Raw genomic sequence first — 21395 nt, 5'->3', positions numbered from 1 at the left:
GGTAGGGCATTTCTGTCTATGGGTTTAGAAAAAATAAGGTAAGCAGTAAAGGTAAAGGCTTAAGCCGACACTTCAAGGCTAGTCCCCTGCCGGGCCATGCGCTGGGCCAGGATACTGGCGGCAATCAATTGCAAAGCGTGGTACAACATGAGCGGCAGAAGAATAATGCCCACAATATTGGCATCAGGGAAGATGACTTTTGACATGACTGTGCCATGCACCAATGATTTCTTGGAGCCGCAGAAAATGGCCGTGATCCGGTTCTCACGCGAGAATCCCAGCAGATTGCCCAAAAGGTGAATTAGCCCGAAAACCAGGAAAAAGAGCGCCACCATAGCCCCTCCCAACAAAAGCAGTTCCAAAGCGCTGAAGCCTTTGAACATTTCCCGCGCGAAGGAATCACAGAAAGAGGAGTACACGATGAGCAGGATTATGGTTTGGTCAAACAGGCGTAGCCGGGCCTTCTGCCGCTCGGCAAACTCCCCGAAACGTTTGTTCAGCAGCACACCCAGCGTCACAGGCAAGAGCACCTGCAACATGAGCTTGAGGATAATGCTACCCAAGTCCATCTCGGCCGCTGAGCTGGTGCTCATGAAAAGGCCCATTAAGAGCGGTGTCATGAACACCCCAATCAAACTTGAGATGCTGGCGTTGAAGATAGCCCCCGGAATGTTGCCTCCCGCAATAGAGACCATCACCACCGAGGAAGAAACCGTAGACGGCAGGGCCGCCACGTAGAACACCCCCAGCCAAAGCAATTGGTTTTCTCCTGCGCCCACCACCAGATTCGCCAGTAACACCAGCAAGGGAAACAGCAAAAACGTACTCAATTGCACCACCAGGTGCAAGCGCCAGTCGCTGAGGCCGGCTTTTAGTTTGGCGGGGCTCAGACGCATACCATAGAAAAAGAAAATAAGAGAAACGCCGTAGGTGGTGATCTCTTCAAGGGGCAAAGGCCCATTTTCCTCGCCTATGTGGGGCCAAAGGTAGGCCAGCAGAATCATGGCCAGAAGCGCCAGCAGAAAGTTGTCCAGTCCTAGGCGTTTCAAAAATTTACTTCCCCGCTCCCGCACCGGAACCAGGGCTACTCCGTTGTTTTTAGTATTCAAAGCTATTCCTCCAGCCCAGAATCAGGTTTGCTTTCAAAACCTGATTCAAGTCTCTTTTTTATGATTCAGCCCAAAAATAGGAGTACGAATTACCAGGGTAAAGTTTTTGATCTAATAAATAGAGACAGGATTGGGCTTCTTTTTGGGTCTGGGATTTTTTAGTCTGGTCAAAAGAAATTCTGGCTTGCTCAGGCAACCCTTTGGTAAGGCTGTGCATCTTTCGGGTAAAGCATCTCACCGCTTCTTGTATGGGCGCTAAGTAATGGCGCAACCACGGCTTTGGCGAGGAAAAAGGAAGCTAAACGCTCTTTTCACAGAGAACAGTTTTAGACCTGATTTAACGAAATCGCCCTGTAAACGCTAGAAAGGCACAATTTGGCAGGAGATAAAATTATTTTCAAAAAAAACGTAACAGTACCTTGCTTTACATAGTACCTTATTATATCTTTGTTTCGTCCTTAGAGAAAAATCCAACTAAATCATTCAATAGCCATGGAAACTTTAACCGTCTTTCAGCTTCTCTTTCAGGTATTGTTCTTCCTAGGCTCCTTCACAGCCTTGGTTTTCGCCTATGTGTTCCTGCTGTCAGGTCATGGAGCATCACGCCACAAAAAGGCATTCACCGCCCCTGGACCTTTCCAGCTGTAGCCCCTGAGGCTTTTTTTTTCTGCATGTACCTTGCATTACCCAGTACTATAAAGTATCCACCTCTCCAAATCCATACCACATACCGTTATGAAAAAGTTCTATCACTTCCTCCTCTTATTGGCCGCTCTGGCCTTCCTGACCCAGGCCGCCCTGGCCCAAACCCCTGGCGCTATCACCGGTTTGGTGGTGGATGAAAAAGGCCAACCGCTTCCTTACGGAACCGTGGCCCTGCTCAAAGCCGCCGATGCCTCCCTCTTTTCCGGCGCAGCTATTGAACTGGACGGGACCTTTAAAATGAAAACCCCGGCCCCAGGGAAATACCTGGTGCGCATCAGCGCGATGGGCTTCGCCAACCAGGACCTGCCAGTTGTGGAAGTGAAGGGTGCCGGTTTTTCGCATGATTTCGGAAAAATAGCCCTGAAACAGGATAGTAAGGTGCTGAAGGAAGTGACCGTGAACAACCTGCGCCCCGCCGTTGACGTGCAGGCCGATAAAATGGTAGTGAGTGTGGAAGGAACCGCCATGGCCGCCGGCAATACGGCTTATGAGGTGCTGGCCAAATCGCCGGGCGTGTGGGTGGACCAGGACGGCAACATCCAGCTGAACGGCAAACAAGGGGTGAAGGTGATGATAGACGGTAAACTGACTTACCTGGACGGCAAACAGCTGCAAACCATGTTACAGGGCATGCCCGCCGACAACCTGAAGAACCTGGAGATCATCGCCAACCCAAGCTCTAAGTTCGATGCCGAGGGTACCGCCGGGATCATCAACATCAACCTGAAGAAAAACAACCTGAATGGCCTGAACGGCAGTGTGTACGGCGGTTATCAGTACAACACCAAAACCACAGCCAACGGCGGCGTGAACCTTAACCTGAAACAAGGTAAATGGAGCTCCTCTGCCACCCTGGACCTGGCCCAGCGTCCCCGCAAAAGAACCTTCAGCATGAACCGCACCTTTGAGCAGGAAGGCGAGAATTCTTACCTGAACCAATCCGGCAAAGAAGAAGGCACCACCTTCGCCCCCTCGGCCCGCCTCACCACCGACTATGACCTGAACAAAAACCACAGCGTGGGCGCTACCGTGAGCTTGTCCAGTTCCCGCACCAACTCCGGCGTGAACACCAACTCTACCCTCCTAGACCCCACCGAGGACGGCCCCATTTACAACCAGACCACCACCCACAACAGAGGCAAATTTAACAGCGCTTCTCTCAACGCCCACTACGTAGGCAAACTAGATACCCTGGGCACCACCTTATCGGCAGATTTTGATGTGGCCCGCATCAAAGACAACAGCCCTAGCGATTTCCTGAACTATAAGACCCACGCTGCAACCGGCGCCATTGAATCTGAGTACTTTGAGACCCTCAACCCTACCTCTTACCAGATCTACTCGGCCAAAATGGACTATGTGAGACCTTTCCCGTCTATCAAAGGCAAGCTGGAACTGGGCGCCAAGGCCAGCTACGTGGAGTCTGACAACCAGATAGACTTCTACACCCTGGAAGGCTCGCAGCGCATCCCCGATGCCAAACGTAAAGGCGACCACTTCATCTATGACGAGAACATCTATGCCGCCTATTCCAACTTCAGCGCCACCCTTACCCCAAAAGTAACCCTTCAGGCCGGTCTGCGTGCCGAGTACACCGACTCTGAAGGCAACTCCATCCCAGAGCAGAAAGTGACACCCCGCTCTTACCTGGATCTTTTCCCCAGCGTGTTTGTGCAGCAGAAAATCTCAGATAACTACACCATTGGGTATAACTACAGCCGCCGCATCTACCGTCCGCGCTACAGCAACCTGAACCCCTTCCGGTTCTACATTGACGCCAACACCTACGCCCAGGGCAACCCTTACCTGAAACCTGAGTACACCAACTCTTTCCAGGTGACCCAGACCTTCAGACAGAACTACAACCTGATCTTTGGGTACGCCCACACCAAAGACGATATTTCTGAGGTGCCCGCCTTCTACCCAGAGACTAACACCATGGTTTTCCAGCAGCGCAACGTAGAAAGCGAAGCCTGGAACGCCACCCTGGTAGCGCCGGTGACCATCACCTCAAAATGGAACATGAACAACAACGTGACCATCGCTTACCAGATCTTTAACACCGAAGTAGACAAGAAAATCATTCGTAACGCCCAGACCATGGTCATGGCCCAAACCAGCCACAACATCATGTTGCCCAACAACTTTAAAATGGAGGTGAACGGTTCTTACCGCGGCAAAGGGGTGTTCAACGTGTACAAAACAGACCCTGCCGGCTGGGTAGATGTAGCGGTGAAACGCTCTTTCCTGAAAGACCAACTGGAAGTGAACCTGGCCGTTACCGATATCTTCCGGACCCAGCGAATGAAAGGAACCTCTGAGGTAAACGGCAACATCAACCATATCAACATGTACCAGTTTGGCCAGAGCGTGCGTTTGAACCTGCGGTACCGCTTCAACAAAGGCGAGAAATTTGAAATGAAACGCCGCAACGGCAGCCTGGATGAGGTGAACCGGGCCGGTGTAAATTAATCTCTTGACCTGCACTTTCTCCGGCTTACAATTAATTTTCTTAAATTGAGGCCTTAACCCATGAACATGGGCCGCGAAAACCAAATCGTGGCCCATGTTCAACCCATTTTACATCAATTAATTATAGACTGTGAGCGTATCTAAAAAGCTTATTTTACTGGCTGTCATTTCAGCTTCCTTTGCCGCCTGCAACAACGACAAGGCATCCAAACCTACCACTGCCGCTACTACGGAGACCACTCCAGCCGCCGCCACAACCGCTGCCGAAGAAGATGAGGATGCCCCAGCCGTAGCTTCACCCACTGCCGAGATTGTGTTTGTGAACTCAGATACCCTTCTGAACAGATACCAGTACTTCAAAGACGTGAAAGCCCGCCTGGAAGCCAAAGGTAAAAGAATGGAATCTGACCTTAGAGGCAAAGCCTCTAGTTTCCAGAAGGAAGTGGAGCAGTACCGCCAGACCGGTGCTGGCATGACCCAGGAACAACGGGCCGCCACTGAGCAGCGCCTGGCCCAGAAAGAGCAACAACTAGCCGCCCAGCAGCAGACCTCCGGAAACCAACTGGCCAAGGACGAGAACGATGAGATGAAGAAGATCTACGAGAAAGTAGAGGCGCACCTCAAGAAAATCAGCAAGGAGAAAGGCTACAAAATGGTCCTGACCTATACCCGCGGCAACAGCGCCATCCTGTACGGAGATGCTTCCCTTGACATCACGGACGAGACCGTTAAGGGCCTCAACGAGGAGTACAAAGCGAACAAACCCGGAACAAAGAAATAATCTTATAAAAGGGTTGAGATAGAAAAGCCTGGCTTCGGTCAGGCTTTTTTGTTTCCTTTTGAGAATAACGGCTCAGAAGAGGCGGCGCTTGATCCCCGCCAATCGGGTTCCTGCCTCTCTGGCGTAGTACGGGTGTTTGCTGTTCTCCACCACCTGTGCCCCATAGATACCGGTGTGGCCCGAGAAGAGGTAAGCCACCACACAGGCCAATCCGGCATAGAGGCCACAGCTGCCCCCAAATAATTCCATGGCCATAAGCAGGCAGGCCAGCGGCGTATTGGCCGCGCCCGCAAATACGGCCACAAAACCCATAGCCGCCAGCAACTCCAACGGCAAAGGAAGCCAGGGGAAAAGCGCGTTCCCCAAAGTAGCCCCGATGAAGAACAATGGCGTTACCTCCCCACCCTTAAAGCCGCAGCCCAAAGTAAAAGCAGTAAGCGCCAGCTTCAGCAAGAAATCATAGGTAGGCAGCGGTGTTGAAAAGGACGCCAAAATGGTAGGAATCCCCAACCCGATGTATTTGGTAGTACCCAAAGCCCAGATGACCACCGCAAGTATCACACCTCCAAGCACCGGCTGTAGGGGCGGATAAGATACATATTTCCTGAAGGTGCTACCCACGGCATGGGAGGCTAGCGAGAAAAGCCGGGCCGCCAAGGCAAAACAGATGCCAGCCAGCAAGGTCGCGCTTAAAGTCCAGACGGTCATGGGTGGAACCTCCACTACCGGGTAAACTGTATGCCCAACACCCCATGCTGAGGTAACCGCATTGGCGATGATGGCCGCCAGAAAAGAAGGTAGCAGTGCATTGTAGCGGAGTTGCCCCAACAGGAAAACCTCCAAAGCAAACACCGCTCCCGCCAACGGCGTCCCGAACACCGAGGCAAAGCCGGCACTCACCCCGCAAATCAATATCATTTTACGGTCCCGCGGCCGAAGCCTGAATATGGGCGAGAGTTGATCTGCCAGGGCGCCGCCCATCTGCACGGCCGTTCCCTCCCGACCCGCCGAGCCACCCACCAAGTGTGTAAGTACGGTGCCAAAAAGCACCAATGGTGCCATAACCAAGGGGATCTTATTGGAGGAAGGCGTTTGAATGGACTGCAAAAGCAGGTTGTTGCCGCCTTCTGCCTCGCGGCCCCACTTGTGGTAGGCATAACCTACCAAGAAGCCACCCACGGGCAAAAGCCAGATGATCCAGGTATGGGTTTCGCGGTAATGGGTGACCCAATCCAGCAAGACCAGAAACAAGGCTGAGGCGCTGCCGGCCATAATGCCCACCAGCAAAGCCAGACCCAGCCAGCGGAACAGGTATTTTGAATTGATAAAAAAATCCAGGGGAAAAGAACGCCCGGAGAATGAGGAAAAGGAGAAAACGGGCTTCTTGAAAAAAGTCATACTACTTCAATTGCTTCTCCCTCCCAGGTCCGGCTATTCCACTCGCGGCAGAAAGGAAAAAGGCGCCAGCTTCTTTGTAATGTCCTTACCCCAAGGCTGGTTTTTGCTATTCGTATCTTAAAGATTCAATAGGGTCCAGTTTAGAGGCTTTGTAAGCCGGGTAGTAACCAGAAACCAGCCCTACTGTGATACAGATGGCCATACCCACAATCATCCAAAGCCAGGGCACAAAGAAGTCGCCCTTGCCTATGAGCATGGCAATGCCATTGCCCATGAGAATGCCTAGGACTATGCCTACAATCCCCCCCAGCACACAGATAACAATGGCCTCAATGAGGAACTGCAGCCTTATTTGCTTTATAGTGGCGCCCAAAGCCTTTCTGATGCCAATCTCCCGGGTTCTTTCGGTTACGCTCACCATCATGATGTTCATCAACCCGATGGAGGCACCCAGCAAGGTGATGAAACCCACCAGAAAGCCGCCGGTTTTCAGGTAACCCGTGATTTTGTTTAACTCCTGCTCCACAGAGTCGCTGCGGGTTATCCTGAAGGAATCTTCCTGACCTAGCCGGTCCTGCCGTACTTTGCGCATAATACCGGTTGCCTCCTCCATGGCAAATGCCAGGCTGCTCCCGTTCAGGATAGCAGATTTGATCTCATACGTTAATGGTTCTGGGGTGGGAATCTGGGTGGCGGTTTCCAGGGGGATGATGATCCGGCGATTGCTTCCGCCCCCGCCCAGGCCTCCGCCAGTGCTTTTGATTTTGCCAATGACCTTGAACCTCCGGCCCATCAGCACCATGCTCTTGCCCTCGGGGCTTTGTTTGGGGAACAGCTTGTCGGCTACTTCCTCGCCTATGATGGCCACAGGGGCGCCGCTTTCAATCTCCAGGTTAGAGAAAGGCCGGCCCAGTTCCAGGTCATAGTTCTCGTTCACCAGGTAATTCTCGTCTCCCCCTATCAAACTCATGTTAGGGTTGGTTTTGATGCTGCCCGCTTTCACAGAGACGTTCCCGCTCACCCAGGTAGACAAACTCACCCGGGCTTTATCGGCCATGAGTTCTTTGTATTGCCGGGCCTGGAACTCAGTGATGTTGGGATACACTTTGTTCTGACGGCCGCCCCGCTGTCCGCCCCCGTCCCATTTTTTCTCTATATCAAAAGAATTGGCCCCCAACGTAGAAAATGTGCTGGAAACGGAATACTTGATGCCCTCAATTGCCGTTAGAATACCTACCAAAGACATTATGCCAATGGAGATGATCAGGGCAGTGAGCACCGTCCTAAGCAAATTGCCCTGGATGGAGCGGAAGCCTTCTTTCGTGTTTTCTACAAGATCCATGTTTTCTCTGTAACCAGTACCCAGTCTACTATCTGTCGTACAACTGAGCGCTTTCTTACTGATATAAAAGTAATGGTTTTCCCGTTTATTGCCCTATTTTCTTAAATTCGTTCCAAACCGATTACTGATGAAGAATTTGTGCCGGAATTTATTTCTTCTGCTTCTGCTGATGGCTATTGCGCCAGCCAGTTGGGCTTCTTACCTGCTCCTGCCCATGGACAAGACGCAGAAGAACCACTTAAAATCCTATGGGGTAGCATATTGGGCCCTGCAGCGGCAAGTAGAGGTTGAATGGCTCCTGAACTACAAAGGCGGTGCCTTTGCTATGAAGCAGGCCACCGCCTTGGAAAATGAATTGGTGGTGCGGGGCATCAGTTACCAGACCATCTCAGACGCGCAGTACAGCCAGATTCTCACCGAGATTGCAGCGCCGGAGTCTAACATGGACGTGATGAAACTGGAGAAGGCGCCCAAGATTGCGGTGTACTCGCCCAAGTCCAAACAGCCCTGGGACGATGCCGTTACTTTGGTGCTCACCTACGCCGAGATCCCCTACGACATCATCTATGACCCCGAGATCCTGGAAGACAAACTACCCAAGTACGACTGGCTGCACCTGCACCATGAGGATTTCACTGGTCAGTACGGGAAATTTTATACCGCTTTCCGGAACGCACCCTGGTACATTGAGCAGAAACGGGAATCTGAGGCCATTGCCAAGCGGTTCGGGTTTGCCAAAGTGCCACAGCTGAAAAGCGCGGTAGCCCAGCGCATCCGGGACTTCTGCGCGGGCGGCGGCTTTATGTTTGCCATGTGCTCTGCCACCGATACCTATGACATTGCCCTGGCCGCCGTGGGCCTGGACATCACCGAGAACATGTTTGACGGCGACCCCGCCGATCCTCAAGCCCAACAGAAGCTGAACTTCACCAACACCTTTGCTTTTAAAGACTTCACGCTAATAAGAGACCCTTACCACCCAGAGTTTTCCAACATTGACAACTCCCAACTGGAACGGGGCCTGCGCGAGAACAATGACTTTTTCCAGCTTTTCACCTACTCCGCCAAGTGGGACCCCATTCCTACCATGCTCACCCAGAACCACGAGAAAACAATTAAAGGGTTCATGGGCTTAACCACTGGTTTCAAGAAAAAGCTGATCAAATCTGAGGTGGTGATCATGGGCGAGACCAAGTCCATAGACGAGGCCCGCTACATCCACGGCACCTTCGGGAAAGGCACCTGGACCTTTTACGGTGGCCACGACCCAGAGGACTACCAACACTTTGTGGAAGAGGAACCCACCGACCTCTCCCTCTACCCCAACTCCCCCGGCTATCGGTTGATTTTGAACAATATCCTGTTCCCGGCCGCCAAGAAGAAGAAACAGAAGACCTAATATATTTGGAGATTTGAAGGTTTGAAGATGTGAAGATTGAGAAATGATTGAGGGGTTTGGAGGCCGTTTTTTGAAAATGGCTTCTAAACCCCTCAGGCATTTAAAGAGGTGGAAATTACTTCTTTGCTTATCTAAAGGTTAATGGTTCTCTCAATGTGGATCTGCTCCAGGAAATAAGTATCGTGGGATACAACCAGAAGGGTTCCCTGGTACTCGTTTATGGCGGCGGTTAGGATTTCAATGTTTTGGATGTCCAGGTTGTTGGTGGGTTCATCCAAAATGATCAGGTCCGGTGATTGGCTGCTGATTGTCAGGCAACAAAGCATTAGCCGCATTCTTTCTCCCCCGCTTAAGGTACCACAGGGCTTGTCCCAGTCTTCTTTGGTAAACAGAAAACGGTTTAGTCTTATCTTAATTTCATGTTCCTGTAAGGCAGTGGTATTGAATTGTTGGGCCTGTTCGTAAACTTTGAGTTTGTCATTGAGCAAAGAATAATCCTGGTCAATGTAAATGGCTTTGTTCACCGCCCTGAAAACATTACCGGTTTGGGCAGGTAAATTCCCGAGGATAAGGTTAATCAAAGTTGTTTTTCCTGATCCGTTTAGCCCTTTCAAAGCAATTCGTTCGCCACTGGTGATCTGTAATTGAAGGCTTTCTCGCCAAAGAGGCTTTTGGCCGTAGCTGAAGTTAAGGTTGTCTGCGGAGAACAGGACTTTGCCCTTGTGCAGCCCCGAAGAGTCAAAGCCGAACTTCATTTTGTCTATGTTTGGTAAGGCAGCACGCAGCTCGTGTAATTCCTGGGATATGCCGCCGATCTTCTCCGCATGTACGCTTTTCAATCTGGAGGAACTGTTTTCGGCGTTGTTCCGGAGGGTGTTCATCATGATGCGAGCCACTCCGGCTTTTTCCTGCTTTCCTTTCCCCCGGTTGTCCAGTTTTTGCTGCCGCTCCAAGGTTTCGCGTTCCTTCTCTTTGGCTTTCCGGAGGGCTTTTTCTTTGCTTTGGATGTCATGTCCCAACACCTCGCTTTCTATCTGCTTCTGGTCGGCAAAAAAATCATAGTTACCGCCGTACACCTTAATCCCGTGCTTACTTAATTCACATACAGTGTCCAGGAGGTTCAGGAGTTTCCGGTCATGGCTTACTATGAGCAAGGTGCTTTTGGTGGATTGCACAAAGTTGTAGAGCAGTTCACGGCCGGCCACATCCAGGTGGTTGCTGGGTTCATCCAGTAAAACCAGTTCGGGTTGATGAATGGAAATACCGGCCAGAAACACTTTGGTTTTTTGCCCGCCACTCAGGGTTTCCATTGGTTGGCATAATTCCACCTCATGAAGCTGCCAGGAATCCAGCGCTTCCCGGCATCGGTCTTCAACCGTCCAGTCATCGTTCAGCAGATGGAAATTTTCTTCAGACGTGTTCCCTTCCAGGATTTCGTGTAAGGCCTTCAATTTGGGTTCTATCCTTAATGCCTGAGCGACGGTGAGTTGGTTGAACTGCCCGAATACCTGAGGCACATAGTATGGCTCAGCCTCCACCTGTACCTGTCCGCCTGAAGGCTTTAGTTCTTGCGCGATAATCCGCAGCAACGTAGACTTCCCTGAGCCGTTATTCCCGATTAAAGCGATTTTCTGGTGGGCATTTACTGTCAGATTTATATCAGAAAACAGTAAATCCTTATTGGGATGAGTGTAGGAGATGTTCTGTAAAATCAACATGATTTCTTTCTTAAATGGTAAAAACAGCCCCCTAAACCGCTAAGCAGTTGGTGGCTTTCACACTTCTGAAAGAAATTGTTTATTACATCTGTAGGAGGTGGCTAATGGTGTGCTGGCAAATATAGAGACAATTTTACAACGGCTTGCCCCTATTGTTCATTAAATCTGTTAGGTATTTCTAAAAGTTCATCCCCTATTCTTCCCCCGAATCTAGTTTAATGAATCCTGTCTGGGCGGTGCTCCAGGTTGGCGATAATGTCTGCTTCAATTTGTAGTAGTTCCTGGAGGCGGGCGTCTACGGTTTCTTTGGGCATGTATTCTTTGGCCAGTTTCACAAAGCTCACGTAATGGCCGGCTTCTGAGACCATGAGTTCATAATAAAACTTTTGCAGGTCCTCGTCTTTGAGGTTCTTCCAGAGCAGCTTGAAACGCTCGCAGGAACGTGCCTCAATGAGGGCATTGACCAACAGGTGGTCCATGAGCTGACGTTCTCGTTTGTCTCCTTTCCGGATGTGTTTGCTCAGTTGCACCACGTACTCATCGGGGCGGTTGCGGCCTAGCTCGTAACCACGTTTTTTCAGCTCCTCCAACACCCGCTCAAAGTGGCTCCATTCCTCGGCCACAAGGGCAGTCATCTCCTCCACCAGCTTCGTCTTGTCTGGGTACTTTACTATAAGGGAAATGCCTGAGGTGGCGGCTTTCTGCTCACAATACGCATGGTCCACCAGAATATCCTGGATGTTCATCTCCGCGATGTTCACCCAGCGGGGATCGGTGGGTAGTTGAAGTTTAAGAATTGACTTGGCCACTTTGGTTGATTTGAAAATTAGAAGATTTGGAAATTAGAAGATGCAGGATGATTGGTTAACTCAAATGTGTTTGTTTCTCGGATCAGAAGTTAAATTATGAAGGCCTGATGTTTTAAAGCATATTTTATATAAACGGCTCAAAAACAAAGCTAGGCCAGACGGATTTAGGTTAGAAAAAGCCATCTAATTATTTCCACATCTTCAAATCTTCTAATCTCCACATCTCCCAATTGCCCAATCTTCAAATCTGAAAAACTTAGTCGTAAAAGTTCCACTGCAGACCGAAGATGAAGCTGAAGGGGTTGGCTGGGTAGTAAGGCGTGGTGAAGTAGCCTTGTTCCCAGGCACTGGTCACGGTGTTAAGGTTACTCAGCTTTAGGAACAGGTTAACAGTTTTGATGTCAGTGTTCAGGAACAGGTCCAGGGTGGGGTAACGGGTAACCAGGAAGGTGTTCTGCAGGTGGAACTGCTGGGTCACGGGCATGTACCCCTCGGCGTAGTAGCTGGAGTGCCAGTTCATCTCCACCCCAGTCTGCACGTTGATGGCACCTTTGAAAAGCGGTCCCTGCACATAGGCCTTGGAGTTGACGTACCATTCCGGCATCCTAATCACATCCGGCCCCGATACTTTGTTGTAGTAGACGGTGTTGTCCAGCACGAAGGATTTTACATTGAATTTATAGCGCACGCTAGCCTGCACCAGGTTGATCCCGCTGGTCTCCTGCGCCGGCGTGGCCCAAACCGTTTTCCTGCCCTGTAAAGAGTCCTGGTAGTAAACGTAATTCTGCAGGTTGGTGTACTGCAGCTGCGAGTTAAGGTAATGGCCCTTGTAGCCCGCCTCCAGAGAAGCTGCGGTTTGGGTAGCTTGGGTATTCTCAAAATCTCTGAACCACTCAAAATGGTTGCTGATGAACACCCGCTGCAGAAGCGATGGGGAGTAAGAAGTGCGGGTCTGGCGCAGGGTCAGGAATTTATAACGGGCCTGGGCGTTGAGGCGGTAATCGCCGCCGCCAATCTGGAACTCAGCATCAGTATTAACATAGATGTCGTTTTTGAGCCGGAACTGAGCATCTCCGCCAATGAAGTTATCCGCAATGGTTCTTTTCTCCTGGTCCAAGTAATAAACCCAATTATCCTCACCATTTGGCTGATCAATATAATCACCACCTTCTGCGGTGACTTTATAGGAACCGTCACGGCGTTTGGCGTAGGCACGGTACACAAAATATTTGGTGCTGCCCATCACCCCGAAGGTGTTCTCCAGCTGTTTGAAGTAAGAATCATCATAGGTGCGGGTGGAATCCCTCAGGGTTTGGGGATAAAACTTCAGGACCCGATTGTTTCCTTCGGAGTCATAGGGTAACTCCTGGTCAGAGTAATCATTGTTCTGGGAATTCACATCCACCGTATGGTACAGCTGCAGACCGGCGCCCAGGAGCTTGTACCATTGTGTGGCGTGGAAATCGGCGCGTTTTTCATTTGTAGCGGCTTTCTGAAGCCAAACCGGTTCATCGGTATAGTCGAAGAGGTTGTCTACACTATCACCTACTTGCGGCCTGATGCCGCCGCTTTCAATCTGCTCATGGCTGGTCTGGTTGAAGTTGGCCATGAGACGGTACCGTTCATTCTTACTGAAGTAGTGCGTAAAAGCCTGAATGCCGTAATGACTGATCATGCCGTTGCGGTTGCTGAAAGCACCAATTTGACGTTCTGTGCCTACCCGCTCATAACCAATGCCCACGTTCCAGTTGGCTGTAACGTTACGCGTGTGCTTGGCCCGGAAGATTGACTCACCCAGGCTACCTTGCATGTAGTTCAGGAACGTAAACGGCGACTTGGTATCATAATATGGCAAGGTGTTGGGGTTTACCACGTAGGGATCAAAGGCGTTTCGGCCTAACCGGTTACCCAGTTTAGTAGGCATGCGCCAGAAAAGCGGCTGTGAAGCCGTACCCACGTTGCCCAAGTTCTGCTGAAGGGTGGTGTCATAGTACCAATGCCGGAAATTCTGCAGGTTGGTTAAAGACGTGTCAATGCGAGATGGTTTGAGATTCCCCTTGAAAATATCTGCCTCATAGATCACATTGGTGGTTGCCGAGCCATAGATGGCTTTGGTAGAATCATTGAGGATTTGCGCAGATGCCGGGAAAAAGGTACCCAGCCAAACCAGAAAAGCCGCAGCTAAAAGTTTCTTATAAGTCACGTCCAAAATTAAGAATTAAAATCTGAACCAGATGGAAGTACCCATCCGCTCATGGTTTCATCAAATGAGGGTTCCTGCGCGGCAAATGAATTGGTGATAGGCATGTAGAATACCGGGAGCCCATGCCAGAGGGTTTCTAGCTCAGGCGTCTGCCATTTCACGGCATCTTTCTGCGTCATCAAAATACTTACCTGCGGTTCCTGCAAAGTTTGGTAATAAGTCACCACCTCTTCTACCCGCTCCCGGGTTACGGCCGCGTGGTCTGCCCATTCAAAGTGCCGCACCAGTTCAAAACCAGATTGGGCCAGGTGCTGCACCAGCGGCCGGGCATTGGCGATGCCGGTCACCAGGATCAACCTTTTCCCTAACGTTTTTACGGGCCCAACAGGTACAGCCGCACCGTAGACTATTTGCGAGAAAAAGATGGGTGTCTCTAGGGAAGTATAACGCTGAATCTGCCTCCTGATTTGGGCTTGTTGCTCCAGGGAAACCGCATCTGGGCATTTGGTCACTACCACGGCATGAGCCCGATCAGCCCCGGTTCTGGGTTCCCGCAAACGCCCTACGGGCAGCAGGTAATCCTGGGTGAAAAGCCGATTGTAATCCGTCAGCAGCAAATACCTGGAGGCCTTCACCGCGCGGTGCTGGAAAGCATCATCTAGTAAAATCACTTCTAGATCCGGGAAAAGCTCCAACAAACGTTGAATGCCCACTTTCCTTTTCTCGCAAACCGCTACAATGACGCCCGGCAGGCTTTGGGTGTACTGGAAAGGTTCATCGCCCAAGGTAGTTGCCGTGGCCTTGGCGTCTGCCAATACAAACCCTTTGGTGGTGCGTTTGTAGCCCCGGCTAAGGAGGGCAATCTTGCGGGGTTGCAGCAGGCGGGCCAGGTACTCTACCTGCGGGGTTTTACCCGTGCCGCCCACGCTCAGGTTACCCACGCAGATCACTGGGATGGGTGCCTCATAGACAGCGAACACCTCCTTACCGTATAGCAGGTTACGCAGCCGCACAACGCCCCCGTAGACCAATGCGAACGGAGAAAGCAGGAAAGGAAGCAGATGCGGTATAGCGGGCATAAGGAACAAAAGTACATGAATTTTGCCTTTCTTTGCCCTCAACGGCTTTAAACCTATAGAATGACGAAGATAAAAGAAGTGGTGCAGATGCTGGAGCGGTATGCGCCTCCCGCTTATCAGGAATCTTATGACAACGCCTTGCTGCAGATCGGGGACCCAGAGACAACCCTGACGGGCGTACTGTTAACCTTGGATTGTACCCTGGAAGTAGTGCAGGAGGCCGTAGACCGCGGTTGTAACCTTATAGTGGCCCACCACCCAGTTATCTTCAAACCGCTTAAAAGCCTCACCGGCAAAACCCCGGTAGAACGCATCCTGCTCAAGGCTCTGCAACACCAGGTGGCCATTTTCGCCTGCCACACCAATTTGGACCACGTGCACAACGGCGTCAACGCCAAGCTTTGCGAGAAGCTGGGCATCCTGAACCCCAAAGTGCTTTCGCCCAAAACCCAGCTCCTGACCAAACTGGAGACCTACGTGCCCCTTGATGACACCGAGAAAGTCTTGGACGCGCTGCATCAGGCCGGGGCCGGACAGATTGGCGAGTACACCGACTGCAGCTTCCGGATCACGGGTACGGGCCGGTTCACACCCTCGGCGCAGGCCAATCCGCACATTGGGGAGCCTTGTAAGACTGAGGAAACCATTGAAAACAAAATTGAGGTGATCTTCCCCACCTTCAAGCAAAACCAGATCATGCGAGCCCTAATGAAGGCGCACCCCTATGAGGAAGTGGCGCATTACCTGGTGGCCCTGCAGAACGAGAACCAGGAAGTAGGCGCCGGCATGGTGGGTGAACTGGAAGATGCGCTATCCCCTGAGGAATTAGTGCGGCACGTGAAAGAGAAGTTGAATATTAGAACTTTCCGGCATACCGCTTGGCCGCAGAAGCCCATCAAGCGGGTGGCAGTCTGCGGCGGGGCCGGCAGTTTCCTCATCCGCCAGGCCAAAGCAGCTAATGCTGATATTTTCCTCACCGCCGACCTGAAGTACCATGAGTTCTTTGAAGCCACCGACCAAATGGCTTTGGTAGACGTGGGACACTACGAAAGCGAAGTTTATACGAAGGAGCTTTTTTATGATATACTTACAAAATCTTTTCCTAATTTTGCGGTTGATTTGTCATACACTGACACAAATCCCGTAAGACACAGCTAAATTATACATGGAAAGTACTGTAGCAAGTAAGTTAGATGCACTTCTAAGACTTCAGAGCTTAGATTCTCAATTGGACAAGATTCTACAAATTAGAGGCGACCTACCGGAAGAGGTTCGTGACCTGGAAGATGAGATTGCCGGCTACCAAGTACGCGTAAGCAAATTTGATGACGAGATCGCTGAGTTGCACCAAGCAATTGCCAACCGCAAACAAGGCATCAAAGACGCTGAGAAACTGATCAAGAAATACGAAGAGCAACAGGAGAATGTGCGTAACAACCGCGAGTTTGACGCCATCACCAAAGAGATTGAACTTCAGAAACTGGAAATCCAGATCAACGAGAAAAAAATCCGCGAGGCTAATTTCCAGATAGAGCAGAAAAACCAGGAAATCCAGGAAACCAAAAACCGCCTGGAGGAGCGCCAGAAAGACCTCAACACCAAGAATGCCGAGCTGCAGGTGATGGTGAACGAGAGCGAGGAAGATGAGCGCAAGCTCAATGAGGAGAAGGAAGAGGCCATGAAGCATATTGAAGAGCGCCTTCTTTTCGCCTACAACCGGATCCGGAAGAACGTACGTAACGGCCTGGCCGTGGTAACCGTGAAGCGCGATGCCTGCGGCGGATGCTTCAACACCGTTCCCCCACAGCGTCAGTCTGACATTGCTGCCCACAAAAAGATTACTGTATGTGAGCACTGCGGCCGTATCCTGGCCGATGTGGAGCAGAAAGCTATCGTGTAAACAGACAAATTGGTTTATATAGTGAAAAGGATGGTGTGACTACCATCCTTTTTTTATGCTCTCTTTCCAATTCTCTCCAGGCAAATGGTGTATTTATTCAATGCTGCGTTTGTGCCCTGTTTTCCCGAAAACCGCCTTTAAACAGGATTAAGGTTGGTTTGGCACCAAAGCAGGCAGCAAACCACCACGGAGAATATCCTTATATTTGTCGCCTTATTTCTTTTCCGTTGCCACCATGCACCAGTTGACTTTGCTTTTTGCCTCACTCCCGGTTTCTGTTCTCCAATGGAAACAGCAAGCCCTGGCCTGGACAACCCGGCAGCATGAGGTAGTGGCCTACTATGAACCCAACAACATACCTTATCGGCACGGCGCTTTTGCAAACATGCTGGGCATGCGCCGGCATAAAAGTCCCGGGGATATCACATCCTGGGTTGCGCTGCAGGAAAATCTTAGTCAGGAGAGAGATACCCCGTTATTCGGGTTCCTGACCTACGATCTGAAAAACGGATTGGAGCAACTGCACAGCCAGCACCCAGATTACGTAGGATTTCCGGAACTGTACTTTTTCCATCCAGAGACCTGGCTTCTCTGGGGCGAGGATTCCGTGACCATTCACTCCAGCGTAGAGGAACCGGAGGCCATTGCCAAAGCCATCGGACGCACTCCGTTTTCCGGCACTTTTTCCCAAAACAGCATCAGAACGCAACCGCGGGTTTCCCGGGAGAATTACCTGCATGACGTGGAAAGTCTGCGCCAGCACATCCTTGAAGGGAATGTGTATGAGGTGAATTATTGCCAGGAGTTCTACGCCGAAAATGTTTCCTTGAACCCACTCCCCCTCTTCTGGAAACTGAACGCAGCTTCACCTACCCCATTCGCAGGCTTTCTTAAACTAGATGATCGTTACTTGCTCTGTGCCAGCCCGGAAAGATTCTTAAAGAAGAAAAACAACCTGCTCATTTCCCAGCCTATCAAAGGCACCATCCGCCGTGGCTCCACTCCTGCTGACGACCAACGCCAGAGAACCCTTCTGGCGACGAGCGAGAAGGAACAGGCCGAGAACATGATGATCGTGGACCTGGTGCGGAATGACCTGAATCGGGTGGCCCAGACCGGTACCGTTCAGGTAGAGGAACTGTTTGGCATGTACGGGTTCCAATACGTCTGGCAGATGATCTCCACCGTGACTGGCCAGATCTCAGCAGACGTGAATGCCGTGGAAGTTCTCAAAGCGACCTTCCCGATGGGTAGCATGACAGGGGCCCCGAAGATCAGGGCGCTGGAACTGATTGAGCAGTACGAAAAAATCAGGCGTGGCCTTTACTCCGGTTCCTTCGGGTATTTCCTGCCCAACGGGGATTTTGACTTCAATGTGGTTATCCGTAGCCTGCAGTACAATGCCCATACGGGTTACCTTTCCTTTGAGGTAGGAAGCGCCATCACCTATGACTCAGACCCGGAGCAGGAATACCAGGAATGCCTTTTAAAAGCTGCCGCCATCAGGAACGTGCTGGAGAAGCCTTAGGCCTGTTTGGTACTGAACCTGTTTTTGCTCTGGACTACCGGGATGTTCGTTTAGCGTCTGTTTTTCAGAGAACAGGCGCTTTTCCTATAAAATATTGCCTGCCATTCTGTCATAAGCGCATGAATATGCTTATCTTTGTGTTTTTACTTGCAAGCTATGCACGCACCCATTCTGGACTTAGACTTCATTGATAACCGCACGCCGGAGCAGGCAGCCGCGTGTGACACCAAAGTAACGGTTGACTCCAACACCGGACGTCAGCGCAAGCTTTATATTGAGAGCTACGGCTGCCAGATGAATTTCTCTGACAGTGAGATCGTTTCCTCCATTTTGTTTGAGGCCGGCTTTGACACAACGTCAGAAGTGACCAACGCGGACCTGGTGTTGCTGAACACGTGCTCTATCCGGGAGAAGGCCGAGCAGACCGTGCGGCACCGCCTTACGCAGCTGCAGCATTTGAAGAAAAAGAAACCCGGTCTGGTGGTGGGCGTGTTGGGCTGCATGGCCGAGCGCCTGAAAAAGAACCTGCTGGAAGAAGAGAAAATGGTGGATCTGGTGGTTGGCCCGGATGCCTACCGCGACCTTCCCTCGCTCATCAATGAAGTAGACGGCGGCCAGAAAGCCGTGAACGTGCTCCTCTCCCGCGAGGAAACCTACGCCGACATCAACCCAATCCGCTTGAACAGCAACGGCGTGAGTGCCTTCGTTTCCATCATGCGGGGCTGCGACAATATGTGCTCTTTCTGCGTAGTGCCATTCACGCGAGGCCGTGAGCGCTCCAGAGATGCCCATTCCATCGTGCGTGAGGCGCAGGAACTGGTCAACCAGGGCTACAAAGAAGTGACCTTGCTGGGCCAGAACGTGGACTCCTATAAATGGGCTTCTGAGGACGGATTGGAGCGCGTGAACTTTGCCCAACTACTGGAGATGGTGGCCTTGATCAGCCCAGACTTGCGCGTAAGGTTCTCCACCTCCCACCCCAAAGACATCACGGATGACGTGTTGTACACCATGAAAAAGTACGACAACATCTGCAAATACATCCACCTGCCGGCCCAGAGCGGCAACTCTCGCGTGCTGGAACTTATGAACCGCACCTATGACCGTGCCTGGTACATGGAGCGCATAGACGCCATCCGCCGGATCCTGGGCGTGGAATGCGGAATCTCCACCGATATGATTGCCGGCTTCTGCTCGGAAACCGAAGAAGAGCACCAGGACACCCTCTCGCTGATAGATTACGTGCAGTATGACTACGCGTACATGTTCTTCTATTCTGAGCGCCCCGGCACCCTGGCGGCCCGCAAACTTCAAGACGATGTTCCGCTGGAAACGAAAAAACGCCGTCTGCAAGAAATCATTGACAAGCAGCGCCACTACTCTCTGGAGCGGAATAAGTTGGATGTAGGCAAAGTGTCAAAGGTGCTGGTGGAGAACTTCTCCAAGCGCTCAGACGAGATGCTCAGCGGCCGCAACGACCAGAACAAAGTAGTGATCTTCCCCAAAATGCACTTCCAGAAAGGCGACTACGTAAACGTGCTCATCACTGACTGCTCCGTAGGCACCTTGTTCGGGGAACCAGTTTTATAATGAGAAAATTTGGAGATGTGGAGGTTTGAAAATTCAGTCTCCCACTCACTCATTTCCAAATCTCCACATTTTCTAATCTTCAAATCTACTTCATGCGTGATATAGAGATACAGTCGGTGAAGCAGCGGTTTGGCATCATCGGGAACTCGCCTTTGCTGAACTACGCCATTCAGGTGGCGGTGCAGGTAGCCCCTACTGATATGACCGTGCTCATTACCGGCGAAAGCGGTAGCGGAAAAGAATCCTTCTCCAAGATCATCCATCACCTGAGCCCGCGCAAGCACGGCCAGTTCATTGCCATTAACTGTGGCGCCATTCCAGAGGGTACCATTGACTCAGAATTGTTCGGGCACGAGAAAGGCTCTTTCACTGGCGCCGCTGAAGCCCGCAAAGGGTATTTTGAGGTCACGAACGGCGGTACCATCTTTTTGGACGAGATCGGGGAAATGCCCCTCGGAACGCAGGCCCGCCTTTTGCGCGTGCTGGAAAACGGCGAGTTCATCAAGGTAGGTTCCTCCAAAGTGCAGAAGACCGATGTGCGCGTGGTAGCGGCCACCAACGTGAACCTGATGCAGGCAGTGGAGCGCGGACAGTTCCGCGAGGACCTGTATTACCGCCTCAACACTGTCCCTATTACGGTGCCGCCTTTGCGCGAGCGCGGCGAAGACACGCACCTGCTGTTCCGCAAGTTCGCCAGTGATTTCTCAGAGCGCTACCACGTGAAGCCCATCACACTGCTGCCCGATGCGGTGCAGGAACTGCTGCGCTACCGCTTCCCGGGCAACATCCGGCAGTTGAAGAACATAGTGGAGCAGATCTCGGTGCTGGAGTATGAGCGCGAGATCAACGCCGCCACCCTGCGCAAGTACCTGCCGCAGGAGCAGCAGAACCAATTGCCCGCCCTCTTCCACCCCAACGCCACGGCCGATGGTCCCGGCGGCATCTCAGAGCGGGACCTGCTCTACAAAGTGCTCTTTGACATGCGCAAAGACATGAACGACCTCAAGCAGGTAGTATTTGATCTGCTCTCACACCAGCAGGAAGACGCGGAACTTCTTAAGAATAATCGGCATTTGTTTGAGGAGATGGGCCCCTATGAGCAACCCGTGTACCGCGCCCCAGACCGCCGCGATGGCTACATGCTCTCTGTGGACGAACCAGAGGAATACGAGGACAAAGTAGAAGACATTTCCCATGAGACCGAAGAAGAAAGTCTTTCTTTGGAGCATAAAGAAAAGGAAATGATCCTGAAAGCGTTAAAGAAGCACGGGAACAAACGGAAATACGCCGCCAAAGACCTGGGCATCTCAGAACGCACCTTGTACCGGAAATTAAAACAATACGACCTTGAAGATCTATAAC

Annotated in this window: 15 protein-coding genes; 8 read left to right on the top strand and 7 right to left on the bottom strand. The window is 51.4% G+C overall.

The features are described 5' to 3' along the window. Positions 1-59: 59 nt before the first annotated feature. A complete protein-coding gene (locus J3P35_RS11620; RefSeq protein ID WP_262897557.1) occupies positions 60-1109 on the bottom strand; it encodes a bile acid:sodium symporter family protein in 1050 nt (349 codons plus the stop codon). A gap of 735 nt (positions 1110-1844) precedes the next feature. On the opposite strand from J3P35_RS11620, the gene J3P35_RS11615 reads away from it, so the two are divergent. Both J3P35_RS11615 and J3P35_RS11610 read left to right on the top strand, forming a co-directional pair. Then, positions 1845-4286 carry an outer membrane beta-barrel family protein gene (locus J3P35_RS11615; RefSeq protein WP_210464761.1) on the top strand — a complete coding sequence of 814 codons (2442 nt, stop codon included), beginning with the start codon at positions 1845-1847 and terminating at the stop codon, positions 4284-4286. 130 nt (positions 4287-4416) lie between these two features. Further along, positions 4417-5067, top strand: a complete 651-nt coding sequence (locus J3P35_RS11610) for an OmpH family outer membrane protein (RefSeq protein ID WP_317195374.1) — start codon at positions 4417-4419, stop codon at positions 5065-5067. Positions 5068-5139: 72 nt separating this feature from the next. Here the strand turns inward: J3P35_RS11610 and J3P35_RS11605 are convergent, their stop codons facing one another. Both J3P35_RS11605 and J3P35_RS11600 read right to left on the bottom strand, forming a co-directional pair. Then, the gene (locus tag J3P35_RS11605) at positions 5140-6465 is read right to left on the bottom strand and encodes a voltage-gated chloride channel family protein (RefSeq protein ID WP_210464760.1); all 1326 of its coding nucleotides are present in this window, start codon (positions 6463-6465) and stop codon (positions 5140-5142) included. A 106-nt stretch (positions 6466-6571) separates the two neighbouring features. Next, a complete protein-coding gene (locus J3P35_RS11600) occupies positions 6572-7807 on the bottom strand; it encodes an ABC transporter permease (RefSeq protein WP_210464759.1) in 1236 nt (411 codons plus the stop codon). 127 nt (positions 7808-7934) lie between these two features. On the opposite strand from J3P35_RS11600, the gene J3P35_RS11595 reads away from it, so the two are divergent. Beyond that, a complete protein-coding gene (locus J3P35_RS11595) occupies positions 7935-9206 on the top strand; it encodes an asparagine synthetase B (protein ID WP_210464758.1) in 1272 nt (423 codons plus the stop codon). A 131-nt stretch (positions 9207-9337) separates the two neighbouring features. On the opposite strand, the gene abc-f is transcribed toward J3P35_RS11595, so the two are convergent. The 4 genes from abc-f to lpxK all read right to left on the bottom strand — a co-directional run bounded on the left by abc-f (position 9338) and on the right by lpxK (position 15015). Beyond that, complete coding sequence (gene abc-f, locus J3P35_RS11590) at positions 9338-10924, bottom strand: ribosomal protection-like ABC-F family protein (protein WP_210464757.1); 1587 nt, start codon at positions 10922-10924, stop codon at positions 9338-9340. Between the two features lie 215 nt (positions 10925-11139). Then, positions 11140-11733 carry a tRNA-(ms[2]io[6]A)-hydroxylase gene (gene miaE, locus J3P35_RS11585; RefSeq protein WP_317195373.1) on the bottom strand — a complete coding sequence of 198 codons (594 nt, stop codon included), beginning with the start codon at positions 11731-11733 and terminating at the stop codon, positions 11140-11142. Positions 11734-11989: 256 nt separating this feature from the next. Continuing rightward, positions 11990-13936 carry a putative porin gene (locus J3P35_RS11580; RefSeq protein WP_210464756.1) on the bottom strand — a complete coding sequence of 649 codons (1947 nt, stop codon included), beginning with the start codon at positions 13934-13936 and terminating at the stop codon, positions 11990-11992. An 8-nt stretch (positions 13937-13944) separates the two neighbouring features. Next, a complete protein-coding gene (lpxK, locus tag J3P35_RS11575) occupies positions 13945-15015 on the bottom strand; it encodes a tetraacyldisaccharide 4'-kinase (protein ID WP_210464755.1) in 1071 nt (356 codons plus the stop codon). 60 nt (positions 15016-15075) lie between these two features. Here lpxK and J3P35_RS11570 point away from each other — a divergent pair, with 60 nt between their 5' ends. The 5 genes from J3P35_RS11570 to J3P35_RS11550 all read left to right on the top strand — a co-directional run bounded on the left by J3P35_RS11570 (position 15076) and on the right by J3P35_RS11550 (position 21394). Further along, positions 15076-16173 (top strand): Nif3-like dinuclear metal center hexameric protein, encoded by a 1098-nt coding sequence (locus J3P35_RS11570; RefSeq protein WP_210464754.1) that lies wholly within the window; start codon positions 15076-15078, stop codon positions 16171-16173. 7 nt (positions 16174-16180) lie between these two features. Beyond that, positions 16181-16915, top strand: a complete 735-nt coding sequence (locus J3P35_RS11565; RefSeq protein ID WP_210464753.1) for a zinc ribbon domain-containing protein — start codon at positions 16181-16183, stop codon at positions 16913-16915. Positions 16916-17150: 235 nt separating this feature from the next. Continuing rightward, positions 17151-18443, top strand: a complete 1293-nt coding sequence (pabB, locus tag J3P35_RS11560; protein WP_210464752.1) for an aminodeoxychorismate synthase component I — start codon at positions 17151-17153, stop codon at positions 18441-18443. Positions 18444-18599: 156 nt separating this feature from the next. Next, positions 18600-20033 carry a tRNA (N6-isopentenyl adenosine(37)-C2)-methylthiotransferase MiaB gene (miaB, locus tag J3P35_RS11555; protein WP_210464751.1) on the top strand — a complete coding sequence of 478 codons (1434 nt, stop codon included), beginning with the start codon at positions 18600-18602 and terminating at the stop codon, positions 20031-20033. Between the two features lie 92 nt (positions 20034-20125). After that, positions 20126-21394, top strand: a complete 1269-nt coding sequence (locus J3P35_RS11550; protein ID WP_210464750.1) for a sigma-54 interaction domain-containing protein — start codon at positions 20126-20128, stop codon at positions 21392-21394. Position 21395 lies beyond the last annotated feature (1 nt).

Origin of the sequence: Rufibacter roseolus (assembly GCF_017916365.1) — a bacterium.
Classification (GTDB): Bacteria; Bacteroidota; Bacteroidia; order Cytophagales; family Hymenobacteraceae; genus Nibribacter; species Nibribacter roseolus.
This window is presented reverse-complemented; position numbering and strand designations above follow the sequence as displayed.